Source organism: Cellulomonas sp. IC4_254 (assembly GCF_011603975.1).
In the GTDB taxonomy this organism is placed as follows: Bacteria; Actinomycetota; Actinomycetes; order Actinomycetales; family Cellulomonadaceae; genus Cellulomonas.
Genome location: NZ_JAANNB010000046.1, coordinates 1 through 21,423, shown reverse-complemented (window position 1 = coordinate 21,423; position 21,423 = coordinate 1). Strand labels below are relative to the sequence as shown.

General features: G+C 71.6%; 15 protein-coding genes, 1 tRNA gene and 1 pseudogene. 11 read left to right on the top strand and 6 right to left on the bottom strand.

Annotation, left to right across the window (positions count from 1 at the left end):
* The 6 genes and pseudogenes from G6556_RS06970 to G6556_RS06945 form a co-directional block, all read left to right on the top strand.
* Positions 1-666, top strand: a pseudogene (locus G6556_RS06970) (hypothetical protein); the annotation flags it as partial.
* A 41-nt stretch (positions 667-707) separates the two neighbouring features.
* Positions 708-1,103 (top strand): ribosome silencing factor, encoded by a 396-nt coding sequence (rsfS, locus tag G6556_RS06965; RefSeq protein ID WP_158375428.1) that lies wholly within the window; start codon positions 708-710, stop codon positions 1,101-1,103.
* On the top strand, positions 1,100-1,795 hold the full coding sequence (locus G6556_RS06960) for a histidine phosphatase family protein (protein ID WP_166939800.1): 696 nt from the start codon (positions 1,100-1,102) through the stop codon (positions 1,793-1,795). The genes rsfS and G6556_RS06960 overlap by 4 nt, the downstream gene beginning before the upstream one ends.
* An 87-nt stretch (positions 1,796-1,882) precedes the next feature.
* Positions 1,883-1,955, top strand: a tRNA-Ala gene (locus tag G6556_RS06955).
* A gap of 1,175 nt (positions 1,956-3,130) precedes the next feature.
* Positions 3,131-4,528 carry an ATP-binding protein gene (locus tag G6556_RS06950; protein ID WP_166939798.1) on the top strand — a complete coding sequence of 466 codons (1,398 nt, stop codon included), beginning with the start codon at positions 3,131-3,133 and terminating at the stop codon, positions 4,526-4,528.
* Complete coding sequence (locus G6556_RS06945; protein WP_166939796.1) at positions 4,528-5,433, top strand: O-methyltransferase; 906 nt, start codon at positions 4,528-4,530, stop codon at positions 5,431-5,433. Before G6556_RS06950 ends, G6556_RS06945 begins: the two co-directional genes overlap by 1 nt.
* Positions 5,434-7,268: 1,835 nt before the next feature.
* Here G6556_RS06945 and G6556_RS06935 read toward each other — a convergent pair.
* Genes G6556_RS06935 through G6556_RS06925 form a run of 3 tightly spaced genes read right to left on the bottom strand, consistent with a single transcriptional unit; the run spans position 7,269 to position 12,198 of the window.
* Positions 7,269-9,323: a YjhG/YagF family D-xylonate dehydratase gene (locus G6556_RS06935; RefSeq protein ID WP_166939792.1), complete on the bottom strand. Its 2,055-nt coding sequence runs from the start codon at positions 9,321-9,323 to the stop codon at positions 7,269-7,271.
* A complete protein-coding gene (locus G6556_RS06930; RefSeq protein ID WP_166939790.1) occupies positions 9,320-10,213 on the bottom strand; it encodes a dihydrodipicolinate synthase family protein in 894 nt (297 codons plus the stop codon). Before G6556_RS06930 ends, G6556_RS06935 begins: the two co-directional genes overlap by 4 nt.
* Positions 10,214-10,218: 5 nt before the next feature.
* Positions 10,219-12,198 (bottom strand): right-handed parallel beta-helix repeat-containing protein, encoded by a 1,980-nt coding sequence (locus tag G6556_RS06925; RefSeq protein ID WP_166939788.1) that lies wholly within the window; start codon positions 12,196-12,198, stop codon positions 10,219-10,221.
* A gap of 164 nt (positions 12,199-12,362) precedes the next feature.
* On the opposite strand from G6556_RS06925, the gene G6556_RS06920 reads away from it, so the two are divergent.
* Positions 12,363-13,403 carry a LacI family DNA-binding transcriptional regulator gene (locus G6556_RS06920; protein WP_166939786.1) on the top strand — a complete coding sequence of 347 codons (1,041 nt, stop codon included), beginning with the start codon at positions 12,363-12,365 and terminating at the stop codon, positions 13,401-13,403.
* 19 nt (positions 13,404-13,422) lie between these two features.
* Here the strand turns inward: G6556_RS06920 and G6556_RS06915 are convergent, their stop codons facing one another.
* Positions 13,423-14,460 (bottom strand): substrate-binding domain-containing protein, encoded by a 1,038-nt coding sequence (locus tag G6556_RS06915; RefSeq protein ID WP_166939784.1) that lies wholly within the window; start codon positions 14,458-14,460, stop codon positions 13,423-13,425.
* 191 nt (positions 14,461-14,651) lie between these two features.
* Here G6556_RS06915 and G6556_RS06910 point away from each other — a divergent pair, with 191 nt between their 5' ends.
* From G6556_RS06910 to G6556_RS06895, 4 genes are read left to right on the top strand one after another with little or no spacing between them, the layout of a single operon-like run.
* Positions 14,652-16,292 carry a beta-xylosidase gene (locus tag G6556_RS06910; protein WP_166939782.1) on the top strand — a complete coding sequence of 547 codons (1,641 nt, stop codon included), beginning with the start codon at positions 14,652-14,654 and terminating at the stop codon, positions 16,290-16,292.
* A gap of 26 nt (positions 16,293-16,318) precedes the next feature.
* Positions 16,319-17,629 (top strand): PotD/PotF family extracellular solute-binding protein, encoded by a 1,311-nt coding sequence (locus tag G6556_RS06905; protein ID WP_166939780.1) that lies wholly within the window; start codon positions 16,319-16,321, stop codon positions 17,627-17,629.
* Between the two features lie 10 nt (positions 17,630-17,639).
* Complete coding sequence (locus G6556_RS06900; protein ID WP_166939778.1) at positions 17,640-18,779, top strand: sugar ABC transporter permease; 1,140 nt, start codon at positions 17,640-17,642, stop codon at positions 18,777-18,779.
* Complete coding sequence (locus tag G6556_RS06895) at positions 18,776-19,705, top strand: carbohydrate ABC transporter permease (RefSeq protein WP_166939776.1); 930 nt, start codon at positions 18,776-18,778, stop codon at positions 19,703-19,705. Before G6556_RS06900 ends, G6556_RS06895 begins: the two co-directional genes overlap by 4 nt.
* A 47-nt stretch (positions 19,706-19,752) precedes the next feature.
* On the opposite strand, the gene G6556_RS06890 is transcribed toward G6556_RS06895, so the two are convergent.
* Together G6556_RS06890 and G6556_RS06885 are read right to left on the bottom strand one after the other, a co-directional pair.
* A complete protein-coding gene (locus tag G6556_RS06890) occupies positions 19,753-20,721 on the bottom strand; it encodes a phosphotransferase (RefSeq protein ID WP_166939774.1) in 969 nt (322 codons plus the stop codon).
* 65 nt (positions 20,722-20,786) lie between these two features.
* Complete coding sequence (locus G6556_RS06885) at positions 20,787-21,386, bottom strand: hypothetical protein (RefSeq protein WP_346774767.1); 600 nt, start codon at positions 21,384-21,386, stop codon at positions 20,787-20,789.
* Between the last annotated feature and the right edge of the window lie 37 nt (positions 21,387-21,423).

The following is a 21,423-nucleotide window of genomic DNA, read 5'->3' as shown; positions in this document are numbered from 1 at the left end:
GCCGGGGCGTCGCCGGACATCGGGCGCCACGACGCGCCGCCGGCGGACCAGGACGACGTCGCGGCCGCGCCGCGCTGCTGGCCGGCCGCCGCGGGCGGGGCCGGCGCCGCGGACGCACCGGCCGCCGTCGCGGCGGCACCCGGGGCGCCGCCGGTCGTCGCAGGGGGCCACGCGCGGCCCGGCGAGCTCGTGGCGCTCCGGCGCGCGGGCAGGTCGGTCGACGGGGCGGCCGGGGACCGGCCCGGGGCGGAGGCGGGAGCCTGGTCGGGCACGGCCGGCGCGGGACGGGTGGCCCGGCCCGCGGAGGTCGCGGCGCCCGGAGTGGTGGCAGCGGTGGTGGCGCCCGGGCCGCTCACGGCACCGGTGGCGGGCGCCGCACCCGAGCGGGTGCCGGCGCCGCTGCCCGAGGACGAGGCCGAGATCACCGACGCCACCGGCGACATGCTCCGCGGCGTGAACGCCGACGAGGAGATCGACGAGATCGACGAGCAGCCCGAGCGGCTGCGCCGGCCGCTGCCGTACACGTGGCTGCAGTGGATCATCCTGGCGGTCGTCGCGTTCGTGCTCGGCTTCCTCATCATCTTCGTCGCCAACACGGCGTCGGACCGCGCGGCCGGGCCGGACGTCCCCGCCACCGCGGCGACGGCGCCCGACGCGGCACCGTGACCTGCACCACCTGACCCACCCGAACCACCCCGAGGAGACCCGTGTCGGCCACCGACCGCGCGATCGAGCTCACCGTGGCGGCCGCACGCGCCGCCGCCGACCTCAAGGCCCAGGAGATCATCGCCCTGGACGTCAGCGGTCAGCTCGTGCTGACCGACGCCTTCCTGATCGCCTCCGGCACCAACGAGCGGCAGGTCGGCGCGATCGTCGACGCCGTGGAGGAGTCGCTGCACAAGCTCGGCGCGAAGCCGCTGCGCCGCGAGGGCAAGTCGGAGGGCCGCTGGGTCCTCATCGACTTCGGCGACGTCGTCGTGCACGTGCAGCACGCCGAGGACCGCACGTACTACGCCCTGGAGCGGCTCTGGAAGGACTGCCCCGTCATCGAGCTGCCGGCCGACGTGCACGGCACCCCCGAGGGCGACGAGGCGGGGGAGTGACCGCGGGGCGCGTCGTCCTCTGGCGGCACGGGCGCACCGCGCACAACGCCGCGGCGCGCCTGCAGGGCCAGTCGGACATCCCGCTCGACGAGGTGGGCGTGTGGCAGGCCGAGACGGCCGCCGCGGCGCTCGCGAGCCGGTACTCGCCGACGCGGATCATCGCCTCCGACCTCGGCCGGGCACGGTCGACGGCGGAGGCGCTGTCCGCGCGCACCGGTCTGCCCGTGCACACCGACCCGCGCGTCCGCGAGCGGTCGTTCGGCGACTGGGAGGGCATGACCTCGGCGGAGATCGCCGAGCGCTGGCCCGAGCAGCACGCCGCGTGGCGTTCCGGGCGCGAGCCGGAGCGCGTGGGCGCCGAGACCCGCGCCGAGGTCCAGGCCCGCATGGTCAGGGCGATCGAGGAGCAGGCGGGCGCGCTGGAGGCCGACGACACCCTGGTCGTCGTGTCGCACGGCGCCGCGATCACCCTCGGCCTGGTCGGACTGCTCGGCCTGGCGGCGGAGTGGAAGGGCGTCTCCGGCATGTCCAACGCGCACTGGGCCGAGGTCCAGCCCGGCCGCCCGGGCTCCGGCCTGGCGTGGCGGCTGGAGGCTCTGAACGTCGGCCCGGTGCACGCGTCGTCCGACTGGAACGCGGGTCCGGACCGCGCCGACCGCGGCATGGACGAGGAGGTCCGGGACCCGGCCTGACCAGCCGATTCGCAACTTCGGCGGAGTTCGATTAGAGTTCAGGACGCCCGCTCAGCGGGACGGGAGAAGGCCGGAAGGCCTGATCACGGGGCTGTGGCGCAGCTGGTAGCGCACCTGCATGGCATGCAGGGGGTCAGGGGTTCGAGTCCCCTCAGCTCCACAACAGAAGCGGGCGAAAGCGACAGCTCTCGCCCGCTTCGTTGTTCCCGGAACTGAGGGTTTGCCGTGACGATCACGCCCGTCCTTGAGCCGCGTGTCGATCATCACGGGGAGACAGCGAACCGTAGTGCCCACATGCCGGGCGTCGTTCGCGTGGATGGCACGGCCTGCGCATGGCCGTCCGAAGAGGCAAGCACATCGCGCACATCCCGCTGACGAGCACGCCTGCGAGCCCGCGAGCACACACCTCCCGCATCCTGGACCCGGTGCCACGACTGCTTGACCACGGCCGCGCGCAACCGTCCTAGGGGGCAGCGCGCACGAAGGCCTGCTTCTCCCGAAACGAGCGCGCGCGTGGGCGTTGACACTCCGAACACCGCAGGCGGGTGACCCTGGGAGTCGTCGAACGTATCGACTACATCCCACGACGCCTGCAGTTGGTCGCGATGCGATTTCGACTCCGGCGGTTGCCTAGCCCGACGGTGAACCTGGACGGCTCGGAGAAGCGCCCCAGCGCCGTCGTGCGGACGCGAGAGAACTGGCCTTGGTTGTGATCGTCCAGGGGATTCTGGAATGCCGTCGCGCGGTGCGTGGCTCCCCGCGAAAAGCGAGGCTCGAGGCTCGAGGCTAGTGCGGGTGTGGCGCTACACAGCACGTGGTGTGAGGTTGCCCGCGTGGTGTGGCGAGGGCGGTGATCTATGGAGCATCAGCAGAGCGACGTGGGTAGACAAGCGGATCCTCGTGATGGACTAGGTCACCCGTGGACTTCGATTCGGTGCGGGCGCCGCAACTCGCCTGTATCGCGCGAACCGCCTCAGGGGTCTTCGCGCATCCGCGGGCCGCCGTGCAGCGCGAGAGGGAAGTGGCCGGACGAACCACCGACGTAGCGAGTCGCCGAGATCGACGAGCGACCGGGCACACGTGATCTCGCCCGAGCCGGCTAGCCAGAGTCAGAGGTGGTCACCTAACTCGAACGTCGGCCGCGCAAGCTACGCGGGGGCAGGCGGTGGCGAGGTCACCGAAGTTGTCATGCCTCGCCACCGACCGCGGACCATCCGGGGACCTGCGCTGCGTCCGTTTGAGTGGTGGTGACCAAGGCAGACTGGGAGCGACCCTGGCGCGCGCTACGGTGTATCGGAGACTGGCCCAGCGTTGGCGCAGGTAGTGGGAGGTGCAGTGACTGGCGAGAACGAGTTTGCCTCGGCACTTGTAGAGCCTGACAAGAACCTGTTCATTCAGATGTTGACCAGAGATGTCGAACTCGTCCCAGCGATCCTGGATCTATGGGACAACTCAGTCGACGGCGCTCTACGATACGTCGATACAGGCGACGACGGCCAGTTCATTGCTGGCAGCTTGTCAGGGTTTACTATTGACATCGAGGTGAACAGGAGCGAGTTCTCCATCACGGATAATTGCGGCGGCATACCGCTAGTTACCGCCCGTGATTACGCGTTTCGCCTGGGTCGTAGTAAGGAATCGCCATCGGTCGATGGAGCCGTTGGTAGTTTCGGGGTAGGCATGAAGCGCACTCTCTTCAAAATGGGAGACAACTTTCGCGTCGAGTCGAATTCGACCGAAGGAGCATTCGCGCTCGAGGTCGATGTCCCGCAATGGGCCGCGAAAGAAGAAGAAGTCTGGGCGTTCCCGTTTGAACGAGCAGACGCAAGCGAGTCCGTGGCGGACGCACGGTCCGCCAGGACGTTCATCAAGATTTGGAACCCTGCCCCGGCAGTGAGCATGCAGTTCGCAGAACCAGAGTTCGTGGCTCGCCTGCGGCATGAACTCGAGATTAGAAGGCCAGAAGCATACGACCTCGGTATCGCGACTCGTCTAAACGGTGCCGCTTTGTCGCCCAAGCGTGCTTTGCTGAAGAGTAGCGCCGAATTTCGCCCCCTGGTCAGGCGGTTCAAGACGCCCGATGACGTGCGAATCGAGGTGCACGCCGGACTGGTCGGTGGAGCGCGAGAGAGCCAATACTCGCCCGATGACGACGGGGACGCGGACAAGTTCGTCGGGCACGATGACGCTGGTTGGTACGTGTTAGCAAACGGTCGCGTTCTGCTGGCGGCAGAGAAGACGCGCTTGACCGGTTGGGGAGACGACACTGCCCGATACCACCCACAGTTCCGCAACTTCCGCGGCTACGTCGACATCCGCTCAAATGACGCGAGGAACCTCCCCTGGAACACGTCCAAGACCGGTGTGGACGAAAGTTCTACCGTTTGGAGGCTCGTGTACGGCGCCATGCAGACGTCGCTGGCTGAGGTGCAGGCGCTTGCTTCTCGTTTGAAAGAAGACAGGCGAGTATTTCTTGATTCGCAGATCAAGTCGCCGCTAGTGGAGGCATACGAGCAAGCGAGGGAACGGCCGATCGAACGCATCTCGCCAAAGCAAGAATCATCGCTTGCCTACCCGAAGACCGATGTCGCAGTTCGGCGGTTGAAGACCATCCGCTTCTCTGTTGAGCCCGAGCGTTTTGACCAGGTCGCTGTCCGACTCGAGCTGGACAACCCACAGGAAGTCGGCAGAGCACTCTTTGACTTCTATTGGCGACTCGAGATCGAGAACTGATGGCTGGACCGAACTACCTCACCGCGCCACTCAAGTCGATCACGCGGGAGATGATCGTCGAAATATCTCGCAGGCTCATTCGATACGGAGCTTTGCGTGACGTGACTTACGTCGGCCTCGGGTCGTTGGAGTTCGTAGACCACAGGATGGCTTACGAGCGTTTGGGAATCGAGCGACTCATTTCAATTGAGGCTGAGCATTCGCTAGAGCGTCTCGAGTTCAACCGCCCGTATTCGCAGATCGAGATCCTCCCCGGCACCACAAATACTCGGCTCCCTGAGATCGAAGAGCTCAGAACGTCGAGATGTGTCGTTTGGCTCGACTACACGACGCGCATCCGGCAGCAAGAGCAGCGGGACATCTCGTATCTCGCTAACGTTCTCAGACCAGGGTCCGCTTTATTTGTGTGTGCCAATCGGCATGCATCCGAAGCGGACTTCGCGCGGGTGCAGGAGGAACAGGGCGACTACTTCGACTCGGGGCTCCGCAAGATCGACTATCTCGGGCCCAACTTCGCCGACCGACAGGTTCATGTGGCGGACAGCATCGTGCGTCGCCGCGTCAGCGCCCGCGCCGACCAAGTGAGCGCCACGAGCGTGCTTGATGTGCGGTACGCGGACAGCGCCAAGATGCAGCTGCTCGGGTGGATCTTCGCCCCGACTGGGGAAGACGCCGTGGCGGAGTGTCGACTCGAGGAACTAGACTTCACATCGCCCGCGCGATCCGGAGAACCGCTGGACTTGGCGTGGCCCACCCTTACCGCGCCCGAGTGGGCTGCTCTCAGCCGACAGATGCCTGCGGACGCTACAACACTTGTGCCACCGCATAAGTGGGTCGACAGGGTCCACATCGAGCGGTTCATCGGCGTCCACAGATGGGGGCGGCCCGCGGCAGCCAACGCGTGAACTGGATGTCGGGTGTACGTGCGACGATACAGCCAGGGCGGTCGGAGCACCACGTGAGTTGGGCCGCACACGCGTGAGCGAGAGGGATGCTGTGCACGAGCCGGGTCTGCGAGCGGGATTGGATCGCGATGAGAGTCGCCCCATCGCAGTCGATCTATTTTCTGGCGCCGGAGGGCTCAGCTTGGGCTTCGAGCAGGCGGGATTCGATGTCGTTGCTGCGGTTGAATACGACCCTGTTCATGCTGCTACGCACGCGTTCAATTTCCCACACGGAGAGACGTTGTGCCGCGACATCTCACGGCTCTCCGGGCGGGACATCGTTGAGGCAGCTGAGCGCGGGTTCCGGCGCATGCACCCGAAGCGCCCTTGGGCGGGTCAGATCGATGCCATTATCGGTGGCCCTCCATGTCAAGGGTTTTCAACCGGAGGTAAGCGCGAGTCTGGAGATGAGCGGAACAACTTGCTGCTTGAGTTCGTGAGGATCGTTGAGGAGGTGAAACCCCGGGTAGTCTGCTTGGAGAATGTTGCGGGTCTGCTCGAGGGGCGCTTTGACGATGTTCGCAACGTAGCACTCCAGCGGCTCCAGGCGGCTGGATACTCAATGTCTGGCACCGAAAGGGCGATTAACAGTTTGGACTACGGTGTGCCCCAGTCCCGGCGCCGCGTCGTTGTTCTGGGCGCGCTCGGAGCGGAGGCGCCCTCGATGCCAGCCCCTCAGGCAGGAGTGGTGACGGTGGCCCAGGCGTTCGAAGGTCTGCCCTCGCCGTCGGCTTACGACGGTTTGCTCAATTCCGACAGTGTTCGACTGCAGGATCAGGACCTGGCACGGCGAGCAGCGACCGTCAATCGATACGCGCGTGCACTAGCCGGCGAAATCCGTTCTCCTGGGGACGTGTCTTGGCCCCGGATTTGGGACCCCTCGGAACACACCGGGGGTCGTCGGACGGTGCATACTGGTGACACGATCCGACGATTTGCATCTACGGCTCAAGGAACGGTAGAGCCGAAGAGTCGTCTCTATCGACTCCCCCTTGATGGTCCGGCACGTACGCTTCGCGCCGGTACTGGGTCCGAGCGAGGTGCGCACACGTCTCCGCGGCCGATCCACCCAATCGAGGACCGGGTGATCACCGTTAGGGAGGCCGCTAGATTGCACGGCTATCCGGACTGGTTCCGTTTCCATACCACGAACTGGCACGGTCATCGCCAAGTCGGAAACAGTGTGCCACCACCGCTCGCTCGAGCTGCCGCTAGTGCGCTCCTCGTGGCCCTCGAGTGTTCGCCGAAGACGGTGCGTCGGCGCGTCGCGTTCGGTGACGTCTCTCTCCTCGCGCTCTCCCGGACATCGGCCCTTTCTGTTCTCAACGTTGTAGAAGATCATTTGCCTAAGACGAGGTCGCGAAGCACAGGTCGAGACAGGACTCGCGACTCGGCGCCCGATTTCGTGCCGCGCCGCCTATCGCCAGGTTCTGTTGCGCCGTTCTCGAATTCCAAGCGCAGCCTGGATGATGTCGGCCACCTCTGACGGTCCGAGGTGTTTTCGGAACCGCAGCAGTGCCCAGCGTTCGTGACGCAGCTACGCCGTCGGGTGCTCGGGCGACGGTAGCCCCAATCGTGCCAGGTGCGCGGGAGCGCGGCCTTAGCACCGGAGACCCTGGTTGGGCCCGTCCTTGCGGTGGCGCGGGACGCGACGACCGCGGGCGACGGCTCGGGCGTGCTCGCCCCGACCGCTGCGGACGTGTTGCTTAGGCTGGTGGTCACCGTGGGCGCGGTGCTGGCCGGCGCGCGGGTGCGCCGGGCTGAGGCCGGACGCACCGGGTAGTCCTCGGACCCGATCACAGTTGGGGGTGGGAGCGGCTTGGCCCCGTGGATCGCTTTCTATGTGAGCGAGGACCCACACCGCCGGGCGCGCTGGCCTCCGTTCCCTCGCCGCCCAGCGCCGCCGTCCCCGCGCGCAGCACCTCGACGATCCGGTCCACGTCGTACACCGCCCCGCCCCAGGTGCCGCCGCTGGCCTCCTGCAGCGCCGCCCACAGCCGGGTGTCGTCCGGCAGCTGCGGGTGCGGTGCGAGCGCGGGGTGCGGCTCGCGGGCGGCGAGCACCCGGGCGCCCTCCGCGGGGGAGAGTGGCGCCCCCGGGGAACCGACGTAGTCCACGCTGCCCTCCAGCCCCGCGACGTCGACCCGGATCCGGACCAGGTCGCCGTCCCGCAGCCGGCCGATCGGCCCGCCCGCCAGGGCCTCGGGGCCGACGTGGCCCAGGCAGGCGCCCGTGGAGACGCCGGAGAACCGGGCGTCGGTGATCAGCGAGATGTCCCGCCCGTAGGACAGGTGCTTGAGGGCGGAGGTGACCTGGTAGGTCTCCTCCATGCCGGTGCCGAGCGGGCCGCCGCCCATCACGACCATGATGTCGCCGGGGGCGACCTCGCGGGCCTTGATCGCGGCGATCGCCGCGGCCTCGGACGTGAACACCCGGGCGGGGCCGACGTGCTCGAACACGTCCCCGTCGAGCCGGGCCGGGTCGATGGCGGTGGACTTGATGACCGCGCCCTCGGGCGCGAGGTTGCCAGTCGGGAACGCGGTCGTGGGTCGCAGCCCTCGGTCGCGCGCCGCAGCCGGCCCCATGATCACGTCGTCCGGGTCGACGCCCTCCTGGTCCCGGAGGACCTGCCGGAGCCGGGCGCGGCGCTCGGAGCCGGCCCACCAGTCGAGGACGGTGCCGAGGGTCTCGCCGGTCGCGGTGAGCGCGTCGAGGTGCAGCACGCCGAGGTCCCGCAGGTGCAGCATGACCTCGGGGGCGCCCCCGGCCAGGAACATGCGGACGGTGGGGTGCTGGACCGGCCCGTTCGGCAGGACGCTCACCAGGCGAGGGACCGCACGGTTCACCCGGAGCCAGTCGTCGACGTCGGGGCGTGGCACGCCGGCGGCGTGCGCGATGGCGGGCAGGTGCAGCAGCAGGTTGGTCGAGCCGCCGATCGCGGCGTGCACGGCCATGGCGTTCTCGAACGCCTCCGGGGTGAGGACGTCCCGGGTCGTGAGCCCGAGCGAGCGCTGCCGCAGCACCGCGAGCGCGGACTGCCGCGCGATCTCGGCCCACACGGGCTCGCCGGACGGCGCCAGGGCGGAGTGCGGGAGCGCGAGGCCGAGCGCCTCGGCGATCACCTGGCTGGTGCCCGCGGTGCCGAGGAAGTGGCAGCCGCCGCCGGGGGAGGCGCAGGCGCGGCAACCCGCCTCGGCGGCGTCCTCGAGCGAGAGCTCGCCGTTGGCGAACCGCGCCCCGATGGTCTGCACCCGGGCCAGGTCCTCGCCGCGGGTGGGCGGCAGCGTCACGCCGCCGGGGACGAGCACGGTCGGCAGGTCGTGCTGGGACGCGAGCGCCATCATCGTGGCGGGCAGCCCCTTGTCGCAGGTGGCGACGCCGAGCACGGCCGAGCGGGTCGGCAGCGACCGGATCAGCCGGCGCATGACGGTCGCGGCGTCGTTCCGGTACGGCAGGGAGTCGAACATGCCGGTGGTGCCCTGCGAGCGGCCGTCGCACTGGTCGGACACGAAGGTGGCGAACGGCAGCCCGCCCTCGGCCGCGACGGTCTCGGCCGCCGCGCGCACCTGGTCGACGAGCTCGAAGTGCCCGGAGTGCAGGCCGAGCGCGATCGGCTCGCCCGACTCGGACCGCAGGCCCCCGGCCGTCGACACGATCATCACCTGCGGCCCCAGGAGGTTCGCCCGCGGCCAGCCCATGCCGGCGTTCTGGGTCATGCCGAACACGTCGCCGCTCGGCGACTCCCGGAGCGTCTGCGCGGTGAGCGGCAGCCGGCCGGACGGCCCGTCGGCGTGCGAGCGCAACGCGTAGATGCCGTCGTGCGGCTCCAGCAGCTGCTCCCAGGACGTCACGGCAGGTCCTCGACGGTCGCCATCAGCGCGGCCAGCGCCTCGGCCTGCTCGGGCGTGGCCGGCAGGTGCGGGGCGGTCGAGTGGTGCTCCATCCGGACGCCCCGGCCGACCATGCCCTCCTTGAGCAGCGGGAAGAACGGCGCGCCGAGCGCGTACACCCCCATGAGCACGTCGATGCGGCGCTGCGCGGTGGCGATCGCGGCCGCGTCCCCGGAGTCGACGGCCCGCACGTACGCCGCGCAGTGCTCCGGGTACAGGTTGGCGAGGCCGCCGATCGCACCGGCGCCGCCGGAGGTCATGACGTGGTGCAGGTTCTCGTCGAACCCGGCGAACACCCGGAAGTCCGGGAACTCGGGCAGCAGCTCGGTGAGCAGCCGCCGGGTGTGGCCGACCTCCAGCACGGTGTCCTTGTAGCCGACGATGTTCGGGTGCCGGCGCAGCAGCCGGCGGGTCACCTCGGGGCTCACGTCGTACCCGGTGCGGGCGGGGAAGTTGTACAGGTAGACGTCGCCGGGCACCTGCTCCGCGACCGCCGAGAAGTACGCCTCGACGGCCGCGTCCTCGAGCGCGAAGTAGTACGGGCTGACGACCATCACGGCGGGCGCGCCGGCGGCCAGCGCGTACCGGCTGAGGTCGACCGTCTCGTCCACCCGGAGGCACCCGGTGCCGACGATCAGGTCGCCGCGCGGCAGCACGTGCTCGACGGCCAGGTCGATCAGCTCGCGCTTCTGCTCGGGCAGCAGGGCGAAGAACTCGCCGGTGCTGCCGAGGAGCACGATGCCGTCGACGCCGCCGTCCAGGATGTGCTCCCAGACGGCGAGGTTGCCGTCGCGGTCCAGGGTGCCGTCGGCGTGCAGCGCCGTCACGGCGGGGGCGTAGAACTGCGCCATCGCGATCACCAGACCCGGACGCGCGCGGCGCCGTCGTCCAGCCGGGCCAGCGGGCCCGGCGGGTGGGGGGTGCCGGGCTCCTTGCGGTGCCCGACCAGGTCGAGGTCGGCGACGACGGGCGTGCCGTCGGGGTGCTCGTAGCCGGCGCCGACGATCCGCACGTGCCCGAGGTCCGCCCCGGTCACGACGTCGAGCAGGGGAGCGGTGAGCCCGGCGGGCAGGTCGGTCTCCAGGTGCACCTCCGCCCCCTCGTCGACCACCCGGACCGCGGCCGGCCCGTCGACGACGCGGGCGCCGGTCTCGTGGGTCGCCGGGCGCGCGCCGTCGGCGTACGCGTTCGACCAGAGGTACGCGGCCTGCCGCTCCAGGTGGAACCGGGAGTGGTCGCCCGCGCCGGTGGCGCCGCCGACGCGCTCCCGGTACTCCGCCCAGGACCCTGGCGCCCCGTCGTAGGCGTGCGTGCCGTTCGACTCCGGCGGGAAGTCCGGCAGCAGCATCGGGGCGTCGGGCGCGTAGACGCCGTGCCGCGCGCCGACGAACAGGTTGCCGGCGTACCGGTCGTCGCCGCCGTACACGAAGGCGTACCCGGCCACCTGCGTCGAGTGCGGCACGTGGTACGGCGTGGCCCGGTCCAGCACGGGCTGCACCCGCAGCACGCCCAGCACCAGGTTGTGCAGGAACGCGGTGCCCTGGCTCAGCAGCTCGATGGCGATGGGGGAGGCCAGCACGTTGTGGTCGACCACCGCGGGCCCGTGGGCCACCTCGACGAACAGGTCCCGGAGGTTGCGGTACAGCAGGTTCCGGGTGACCCGCGCGCCCTGGGCCTGCCAGTCCAGCCAGATGCCGAGCGTGGTGTCGTGCACCCGGTTGTGCTCGACCGTGACGTCGAGCGGGGCGTGCAGCTTGATGCCGGCGACCTCGTAGCCGGAGAACTCGTGCTTGGTCCCGATGTGGTGGATGTGGTTGTCCGCGATGGTGGAGAACGCGCAGCCCAGGTGGCCGACCACGCCGTTCTGGCCGCAGTCGCGGATCTCGTTGCGGCGCACGACGTGCGAGCCGACGTGCTCGCGCTCCCAGCCCTGGTGCAGCGCGGTGAACACGGCCTCGAGCTGGTACTGGTAGCCCGGCTTGTCACCGAGGACGAACGACTCGTTGTCGCCGCTCGCGGCGTCCTTGCCGAGGGAGACGCCGGCGCACTTCGAGTCCCGGATCAGGTTGTCCTCGATGACCCAGCCCTTCGCCCAGCGCGGCCCGACGAGCCCGAGCTGGTCGGCGGTCGGCGGCGCCCAGGGCGTGGCGGCCTGCGCGAGCTCGAAGCCGCGGACGGTGACGTAGTCCACGTGGGCGCGCTCGGGGGTGAACACCGACGGGCGGACGTTCACCTCGACCACCTCGGCGGTCGGGTCGGCGCCGCCGAAGTTCGCCCAGACGGTCGTGACGTCCTCGCCGACCTCGGCGTACCAGACCAGGAGGGTGCCGTCGGGGTCGACCAGCGGGGTGTCGAGCGCGGTCCACTGGTACCGCACGTGCGCGCGGCGCTCGGGGTGCTCGACGGCGGCGCGGTCGTGCACCTCGTAGAGCGAGCGGCCGGCCAGGTAGACGTCGCCGCGGTGCGCGAGCGGTGCGCCGGGGCTGGTGTGCAGCCAGTCGCCGGCGACGGGCGCCTCGAACGGGTTGAGCTCGCCGAACATGGCGTTCGGGATCTCCGCGCGCCACACGTCGCCGCGCTCGCGGACCCAGCCGGTGACGACCTCGGCGCCGGTGATGACCACGTGCTCCCCGGGGGCCGCCTCGAACGTGATCCGGCGGTCGTCGGCGACACCGCCGCGCACGGGGCGCACCCACTCGCGGTAGGTGCCCGCGTGCACCCGCACGGTGTCGCCGGGCAGGGCGGCGCGCGCGGCCCGCTGGATGGTGCGGAACGGGGCGCCGGGGCTGCCGTCCGCGCGGTCGGCGCCGGTGACGGCGACGTGGAACGTGGTCAACGGGGACGTCCTTCGGGTCGGGGCGATGCGGGCGGCCGGCGCCCCGTCACGAAACAGTTTCCGCCCCGGTGCGTCGACCAGCCGACCATACGGCGTGCCCCGCGGACGACGGAAGGCCAGGACCGCGCTTCCGCCGTCGAAAGATTTTCGCTAGCGTGACGGGCATGTCGACCACGGACCGCCGGCCCACCCTCGAGCAGGTCGCCGCGGCGGCCGGGGTGTCCACCTCCACCGCGTCGAAGGTGCTGAACGGTCGGCCGGGCATCTCGCCGGGCACGCGGCGCCGGGTCGAGGAGGCGATCGACCGCCTCGGCTACGCGCCGACCACCGGGCCGCGCGCGGGCACCGCCCCGCTCGGCGTCGCGGTCGTGTTCCGCACCCTCGCGGACGTCTACGCCCTGCGGGTGCTCGAGGGCGTGGTCGCCTCCGCCCGCGAGCACGGGGTCGAGGTCGTCGTGGACGTGCTCGACGCGGGCCCCGCCGACGGCGACGCGGCGCCGCTGTCGCCGGCGTGGACCCGGCGCCAGGCCGTCGGCGACCGCGCGGGCGTCGTGCTCGTCACCACCCAGCCCACCGACGCCCAGCGCGACCTGCTCCGGGCGCTCGCGGTGCCCACCGTGCACATCGACCCGGTGAACCCGCTGGACGACTCCACGGTCTCGGTCGGGTCGACCAACTTCTCGGGCGGCGTGCAGGCCACCCGGCACCTGCTGGAGCTCGGCCACCGGCGGATCGCGTTCGCGGGCGGTGCGCCGACGTTCCTGCCGTCGGCCGAGCGGCTGCAGGGCTACCTCAGCATGATGCGCGCCGGCGACGGGCAGGTGGACGAGGCGCTGGTGCGGTCGCGGGCGCACACCTTCGAGGCGGGCCTCGCGATCGGCGACGAGCTGCTGGAGCTGCCCGAGCCGCCGACGGCGGTGTTCGCGGCCTCGGACTCGATCGCGCTCGGCGTCCTGGCGTCCGCGCAGCGGCACGGGCTGCGCGTGCCGCAGGACCTGTCGGTCGTCGGGTTCGACGACAGCTCCGCGGCCGCGTCCTCGGCGCCGCCGCTGACCACCGTGCGGCAGCCCGTGGTGGAGATGGGGCGGGTCGCGCTGCGCACCCTGCTCCAGCTGGCCCGCGGGGAGCGGGTCGACTCCCACCACGTCCAGCTGTCGACCGCGCTCGTGGTCCGGGAGTCGACGGCGCCGCCCGCGGCGGGCTGAGGCCCGCCCCGGCGGCGGGTCAGGCGGGCGCCGGGCCCGTGCTGGCGCGCACGGTCAGCGAGGTGGCGAGCTCGACGCGCGGCGACGCGGGGTGCCGTCCCTCGGTCATCGCGAGGGCGGTCCGCACCGCCATCCGGCCCATGTCGCCGAGGTGCTGGTGCACCGTGGTGAGCGGCGGCGTGGTCCAGGCCGCCTGCGGGGTGTCGTCGAACCCGGACACGCTCAGCCGCCCGGGCACCGGCACGCCGAGCGCGTGCGCGGCCGCGAGCACGCCGACCGCGATCTCGTCGTCCGCGGCCATGATCGCCGTCGGCGGGTCGGCGGAGGTGAGCAGCTCGTGCGCGTACCGGGTGCCGTTGTCGACCGTGAACTGGTCGGACCGGACGAGCGCCGGGTCGGGCGCGATCCCGGCGGCGTCCAGCGCGGCGCGGTAGCCGTAGAGCCGCTCGCGGGCCGCGTCGGAGTCCTCGGGCCCGCCGATCCAGCCGATGCGCCGATGGCCGAGGCCGAGCAGGTGCTCGGTGGCGGCGCGCGCGCCGTCCCAGTTGCTCGACCCCACGCTCACCAGGCTGCGGTCGCGGGTCCCGACGGGGTCGACCATGACGAACGGCAGGGACGCGTCGGCGGCGGCGCGGATCAGGGCGCCCGGCCGGGACAGCGTGAGCCCGACGACGCCGCCGACGCCGAGCGCGAGCAGGTCGGCCACCCAGTCGCGGGCGACCGCCGGCTCGGTGCGGGCGTCGCGCTCCGGGGCCAGCCGGGTCAGCAGGTCGACGCGCTCGTCCGTCGCGGCCGCGAGGGAGCCCTGGAAGACGCCGAGGATGTAGGGCGACGCCGGGAGGTCGAAGACGACGGCCAGCGTGCGCCGGTCGTGCGGCTGCGCCGGGCCGGGGGCGGGGCGGTACCCGATCGTGGCCACGGCGTCGAGGACGCGCTCGCGGGTCTCCGCCGAGACGTCGTCGCGGCCGTTGAGCGCCTTCGACACCGTCGCCTTGGACACGCCCGCGGCGACCGCGACGTCGGACAGGGTGGCGCGCCGCCCGGCCGCACTCGTCATGGCTCTCCTTCGACCCGAAACTGTTTCGGGATTCTATAACGGTCCCGGCACGGCCGGGGCGGGTTCGGTCCCGGGTGTTGCCGCCGAGGCCGCTCGTATCCTACGGTCGGGTTCCCGATACGAGTTGCGAAACCGTTTCGGACACCAGCGGGCCGCACCGGAGCCGCCCGCGCCGACCGAAGGAGGTCTGCGTGTCTGTCGAGGCACCGCCGTCGACCCTGCTGATCGACGACCGACTCCCGTCCGACCAGCCGCTGCGCCACGTGTGGAGCGAGTGCCTGGGGGCCGGCCGCGCGAACGAGGCGCTCCGCGCCGACTGGCAGGGCCAGTTCCGCGAGGCCGTCCGCGTCCTGGGCGCGCGCCACGTGCGGTTCCACGGGGTGTTCCACGACGACATGTTCGTGTACCGCGCCTCGAACGGCGGCGGCTTCGGCCCGCCGACGCCGCTGGCGGAGCCGGTCTACACCTACGCCTACGTCGACAAGGTGTTCGACGCGATCCTCGACGCGGGCGCCCGCCCGTTCGTCGAGCTCGGGTTCATGCCCCGGGAGCTGGCGCGGGACACCGAGACGCTGTTCTGGTGGAAGGCGCACGGCAGTCCGCCCACGGACATGGGCGCCTGGGTCGACCTGGTCACCACCACCGTCCGGCACTGGATCGACCGCTACGGCCTCGACGAGGTCCGCCGGTGGCCGTTCGAGGTGTGGAACGAGCCGAACCTCGTCCCGCACTTCTGGACCGGCACCCGGTCCGAGTACTTCGCGCTGTACGAGGCCACGGCGCGCGCCCTGAAGGCGATCGACCCGGGCCTGCGGGTCGGCGGCCCGTCGTCGTCGGTGTTCGTGGCCGACGGCCGTTACGACGGCGAGTACCACGACAAGTCCGTCGAGGCCGCGACCGCCGAGGCCGACGACCCGGACGCGCTGCCCTGGAAGCCGGTGTGGATCAACGAGCTCATCGCGTTCTGCGCCGAGCGCGACCTGCCGCTCGACTTCCTGTCGACGCACCTGTACCCGACGGACTTCGCGTTCGACACCCAGGGCGTGGGCCGGCCGATCAGCCGGAACCGCGACGCCACCCGGGACGACCTGCTGCACCTGCGCGCGCTGCTGGCCGCCAGCCCGTTCCCGGACGCCGAGGTGCACGTGACCGAGTGGTCCACCTCGCCGTCCAGCCGGGACCACATGCACGACACGCTGTTCGCCGCGACGTACATCACCCGGGCGTTCCTGCAGTGCCAGGACCTCGCGGACTCCATCGCGTACTGGACGTTCACCGACGTCTTCGAGGAGGGCGGCGGCGGCATCGGGCCGTTCCACGGCGGCTTCGGCTTCGTCAACGAGCAGGGCCTGCACAAGCCGACCTTCCACGCCATGGCGATGCTCAACCGGCTCGGGGATCGCATCCTGACCCAGACCGAGCACGGCGTCCTCACCGCGACCGCGGACGGCGGCGTCGCCGGGGTGTTCTTCAACTACCCCGACTCGATGGGCGACCGGTCCGTGGGCAGCGCGACCAGCTACGCCGCCGCGCGCCGCCACCTCGGGGAGGGGCCCGCCCGCCGGATCGCGCACACCGTGTCCGGCCTGCGCCCCGGCGCCGAGTACCGCGTCGAGCTCCTGGACTGGGAGCACGGCAACGTCGCGGAGGAGTGGCACCGCCGCGGCGAACCGCTCAACCTCAGCCGCCGCGACGTCGCCGAGCTCGCCGCCGTCGCCGACGGCCTCGACCGCCGCACCCTCGCCGTCGCCGACGACGGCGTCCTGACGATCGACCTCGAGCTGCCGGCCTGGGCCGTCGCCTCGATCAGCCCCGCCCCCACCACCCGCTGATGCGGGAAGAACCGAGAGGACCTCACATGAGGATCACCGCGAAGTCCGCCGGCGCTGTCGCCTTCGCCGCCGTGTCCGCCCTCGCCCTCGCCGCGTGCGGCGGCGGAGGCGGCGGGGCGTCCGAGGAGGCCGGGGAGGACAACAAGCCCGACAAGCTCACCGTCGCTGCGTGGATGGACTTCCCGCAGGAGCTGCTCGACTCGTTCGAGGAGGAGACCGGCATCGAGGTCGTCGTCAACCGGTTCCCCGACGGGGCCTCGGCGCAGACCGTGCTGCGCAACGGCCTGTCGTCGGACGGCGCCGGGCTGTCGGACGTGCACCTGGTCGAGCTCGACTGGTGGACCGAGATGATGGCGGTGCCCGAGGACTGGGCCAAGCTGCCCGAGGTGCCGGACCGCTGGGTGGACTGGAAGGTCGCGCAGGGCTCGGTCGACGGCGCGATCACCGGCTACGGCACGGACATCGGCCCGCTCGCCATCGCGTTCAACCAGGACATGCTGGCCGGCACCGGGCTGGCCACCGACCCCGAGTCCTTCGGGGAGCTGATCGGCGGGGACGACGCCACCTGGCAGACCTTCCTCGACGCGGGCCGGCAGTACGTGGCCACCAGCGACAACTACTTCGTCGACTCGCTCACCAACGCGTTCCAGGCGGCCATCAACCTGCTGCCGGACGCGTTCGAGGACCCCGAGTCGGGGCTGCCGTACGACCTGGCGGACAACACCGAGGTCAAGGACCTGTTCATGATGTTCGCGGACGCCGCCGAGGACGACATCTCGGCCGGCATCGCGATCGGGCACGCCGACTGGGGCGCCGGGTTCCAGAACAGGCAGTGGGCGTCCGTGGTCACCCCGGCGTGGATGACCGGGATCATCGCGGAGAACGCCGACGGCGTCGACGGCTGGCGGATCGCGAGCACGTTCCCGGAGGGCGGCGGCAACTGGGGCGGCTCGTTCTTCGCGGTCCCCTCGACCGGCCCGAACACCGCGTGGGCGATCGAGCTCGCCGACTACCTGACCACCCCGGACGCGGCGATCGACTGGTTCAACGAGACCGGCCAGTTCCCGTCGCAGCTCGAGGCGATGTCCGCGCCCGAGATCGCCGAGGCCGAGAACCCGTTCTTCGGCGACCAGCGCGTCGGGCAGATCTACGGCGACCTGGCCGCGGCCGCGGGGGACGCGGCGGCCGGCGGGTACCGCGGCGAGAACTTCGCGGGCATCCAGACCCTGGTCACGGACGGCATCCGGCTCGTCGAGTCGGACAGCGCCACCGCGGAGCAGGCCTGGGAGTCGGTCGTCGCGGACTTCGACGCGCTCGGCTTCGAGACCGCGGACTGAGCGGCCGCCCATGTCGACCAGGTCGGCCGTCCCACCCGACGCGCGCCGCGTCGGGTGGGGTCAGCGGCTCTCGCGGTGGGACATCAAGGTCTCGCCCTACCTCTACGTCTCGCCCTTCTTCCTGCTGTTCGCGGTGTTCGGGGCGTTCCCGCTCCTGTTCAACGTGGTCGTCGCGGTGCACGACTGGCACCGCCGGGCCGGCATGGGCGACTTCGTCGGGCTCGACAACTTCACCTGGGTGCTCCGGCAGCCGCTGTTCTGGCGGTCGCTGGAGAACACGTTCTCGATCTTCCTGTGGGGCGCCGTCCCGCAGCTGGTCCTCGCCCTGCTGATCGCGGCGGTGCTCGACCAGAACCTGCGGGTGCGGACCTTCTGGCGGATGAGCGTGCTCGTGCCGTTCGTCGTCATGCCGGTCGCCACCGCGATGATCTTCGGCCAGGTGTTCGGGCAGTTCGGGCTGCTGGTGCCGAACCTCCACGAGCTCGGCCTGCTCACGGGGTCCGACTCGCCGTTCTTCACCGACCGGCTGCTGTCCCACATGGCCATCGGCTCGATGGTGGTGTTCCGGTGGACCGGCTACAACGCGCTGATCTTCCTCGCCGCGATGCAGGCGGTGCCCCGGGAGCTCTACGAGGCGTCCACCGTGGACGGGGCCGGCCGGCTCCGGCAGTTCTTCTCCGTCACCCTGCCGAGCATCCGGCCGACGATGATCTTCGTGACCCTGACGATGACCATCGGCGGGCTGCAGATCTTCGACGAGGTCCGGCTCTACGACGGCGGTGGCACCGGCGGGGGCAAGGGCGGCGCCGACAACCAGTGGACCACCGTCGTCCTCTACCTCTACGAGCTCGGGTTCGGCGACTGGCAGGACCGCCTCGGGCAGGCCGCGGCGGTCGGCTGGATCTTCGCCATGATCATCGCGGTGTTCTCCCTGGTGAACTTCCTGCTCACCCGGTCCATCTCGTCGTCGCGGTCCCGTGCGCCCCGGGTCACCCGCGCCCAGCACCGGGCCGCCGTGGCGCGGGCCCGGGCGGTCGCCGCGGCGTCGACCCGGCCCGAGGCGGCCGCGGCCGCCGCGCCCGGCCGGGACGGACCACCACCCGACGCGCCGGTCCACGACACCGACGTCCACGAAGGAGCGAGCCGATGAGCACCGGGTACATCGGGAACACCGCGGGCAAGGGGGCGGTGCGGTACGCGCAGAAGCGCGCGGCCCGCGGCCGGCCCGTCCGCCAGCACGACTCCGCGGGGCGCCGCCCCGGGTGGGCGTCGTACCTGTTCCTGCTCGTCGTCTTCGTGGTGTCGGTGTTCCCGCTCTACGCCGCGGCGATGTACGGCTCGTCCACCAGCACCGAGATCGCGCGGGCGGTCGGCGACCTGCCGACGTGGTTCCCGACGCTCGTCCTGCTGGAGAACTTCCGGGAGGTGGTCACCGCCTCGCAGTTCAACTTCTGGATGGCCTTCGCGAACTCCGTGCTGGTCGCGGTCGCGGTGACCGCGTCGACGGTGTTCTTCTCGACGCTCGCCGGGTTCAGCTTCGCCAAGCTGACGTTCCGGGGCCGGCAGGTCCTCTACGTGACCGTGATCGCCACCATGGCGATCCCGGCGCAGGTCGGCACCATCCCGATGTTCATCATGATGAACGACTTCGGCTGGATCGACTCGCTCGCGGCGCTGACGGTGCCCACGCTGGTCACGGCGTTCGGCGTGTTCTGGATGACCCAGTACCTGCAGGAGGCGCTGCCGTTCGAGCTCGTCGAGGCGGCCCGGGTGGACGGGGCGTCGATGTTCCGCACGTTCTGGTCGATCGCGATGCCGGCGGCGCGACCCGCCGCCGCGACGCTGGCGCTGTTCACCTTCGTCGGCTCGTGGAACAGCTTCTTCTGGCCGTCGGTGGTCATGCGGTCGCAGCTGACCATGCCGCTCGTGGTGCCGCAGCTGAAGGGCGCGTTCACCAGCGACACCGGCCTCGTGATGTCCGGGGTGTTCCTGGTGGCGGCGCCGCTGCTGGTGGTGTTCGTGGTCGCCGGGAAGCAGCTGGTGTCCGGCGTCATGTCCGGGGCGGTCAAGGGCTGACATCGGCGGGGCGGGGCGGTCGCAGGGGGACCGCGACCGCCCCGCCCTCACGCCCCGAGCGCGTCCAGCGCCCGGGCCAGCGTCCGGCGGCACGCCGCCTCGTGGCCCGAGACCCAGTCGCCGGTGTACCCGCGCACGGGGATCTCGACGGTCATCACCAGGCCGAGCCACATCCGCGCGAGCAGCAGCCGGGCGGCGGCGCCCGGCGAGGTCACGTCGAGGCCCCCCGCGATGGCGGCCGGGATCCCGTCCCACATCGGGTCGGCCCCGGCGAGGTCGAGCAGCGGGTCGCCCCACAGCGCGCGCTCGGGGTCGATGACGCCGAGCAGGGCGCCGGTCGCCGGGTCCACGAACAGGTTCCCCGGCCACAGGTCGGTGTGCACCAGCCGCGGCTCCGTCACCTCGTCCAGGGCGGCCGCGTGCACCGCGAGCGCGGCGCGCACCCGGCCGGCCGGGACGTCGGGCACGCCGGCGCGCTCCGCGTCGGCCAGCAGCGCCGCGACCATCGCGGTGAACGCCCCGCGCCACGTCGGGGCCTGGAGCGCGGGGCTCTGCGGGTAGCCGAACCGCGCACCGGTGAGCGCGTGCAGCGCGGCCATGACGGCGCCGAGCTCCGCCTGCGCGCGGGCGGCGCGCGGGTCCTCCTCGGGCGGCCCGAAGCCGGCCTCGGTCCACGGCACGCCGTCCAGGTGCGCGGCCACGACGACGTCGCCCGGGAGCAGGGTCCGCGTGAAGTCCGTGCGCAGCAGCGCGGGCATCCGCAGGCCTGGGTGGTCGCCGGCCAGCGCGTAGACCTCCGCCTCCGTGCGGATCAGGTCGCGCTCGTGGGAGAGCAGCGCACCCGGGTCGGCGGCCGCGGTCTTCACCACCACGCGGCGGCCGTCGTCCAGCGTGACCCGGTAGGTCGTCGCGAACGTGCCGCCGTCCAGGCGCTCGGCGCCGGCGAGCGTGCCGACGGGCGCGACCAGCGCGCGGAGGGCGTCCAGGGGCGGCGTGCGGGCGTCGTCGTGGGGCACCCGGGCAGCCTAGGGGGCGTGCGGGGTCCGCGGCCGGGACCCCGCACGCCGCGCGTCCGCCGAGGTCAGCCCCCGAGGCCGGCCCGGTCGACCCGGCGGTGGAACCGCATGCCCGCGATCCCGCCCAGCACGGCGCCGGCGAGGCTGACCACCGCCACGACCAGCAGCGCCACGATCCCGCCGGTGGTCAGGTCGCCCTCGCCGACGGGGATGCGCGGGAAGCTGTCCAGCCGGCCGAGGACGTCGTACTGGTCGCCGGCCACCAGGGCCGCGACGGCCACCACGATCGCGATGACGACCGCCCACAGCCAGACGGCGAGGCCCTGCTTGGCGCCGTTGAACCGCGCCATCCGGCCCGCCACGTACCCGCCGCAGTAGTACGCGACGAACAGGACGACCGCGAGCACGATCGCGCCGACGAGCCCGATGGACGTGGGGTCGGACGCCGCCTGGTCGGCCGCCTCGCCGACCGAGGTGTCGTTCGCGACGCCGACGGCCGCACCCGCGGCGGCGGCGACGGCGGTGAGCAGCACGGCCGTCCCGGTGGCGGTGAGCCAGCCGAAGAACGCCGAGCCGATCTTGATGCCGCCGTACTCCTCCTTCTCCCGGGCGACGACGGCCTGGCGGTCGCGCGCCCGGGCCTCGGCGAGCGCGGGCCCGTCCACGGCGCGGTCGCCGTCCGGGGTGTGCGCGACGTGCGCG

Bases quoted from the DNA above. Each gene is read 5' to 3' on its own strand.
- G6556_RS06895 (WP_166939776.1), top strand. From the start codon at position 18,776: ATGAGCACCGGGTACATCGGGAACACCGCGGGCAAGGGGGCGGTGCGG.
- G6556_RS06915 (WP_166939784.1), bottom strand. From the start codon at position 14,460: ATGACGAGTGCGGCCGGGCGGCGCGCCACCCTGTCCGACGTCGCGGTC.
- G6556_RS06945 (WP_166939796.1), top strand. From the start codon at position 4,528: ATGGCTGGACCGAACTACCTCACCGCGCCACTCAAGTCGATCACGCGG.
- G6556_RS06930 (WP_166939790.1), bottom strand. From the start codon at position 10,213: ATGGCGCAGTTCTACGCCCCCGCCGTGACGGCGCTGCACGCCGACGGC.
- G6556_RS06900 (WP_166939778.1), top strand. From the start codon at position 17,640: ATGTCGACCAGGTCGGCCGTCCCACCCGACGCGCGCCGCGTCGGGTGG.
- G6556_RS06905 (WP_166939780.1), top strand. From the start codon at position 16,319: ATGAGGATCACCGCGAAGTCCGCCGGCGCTGTCGCCTTCGCCGCCGTG.
- G6556_RS06920 (WP_166939786.1), top strand. From the start codon at position 12,363: ATGTCGACCACGGACCGCCGGCCCACCCTCGAGCAGGTCGCCGCGGCG.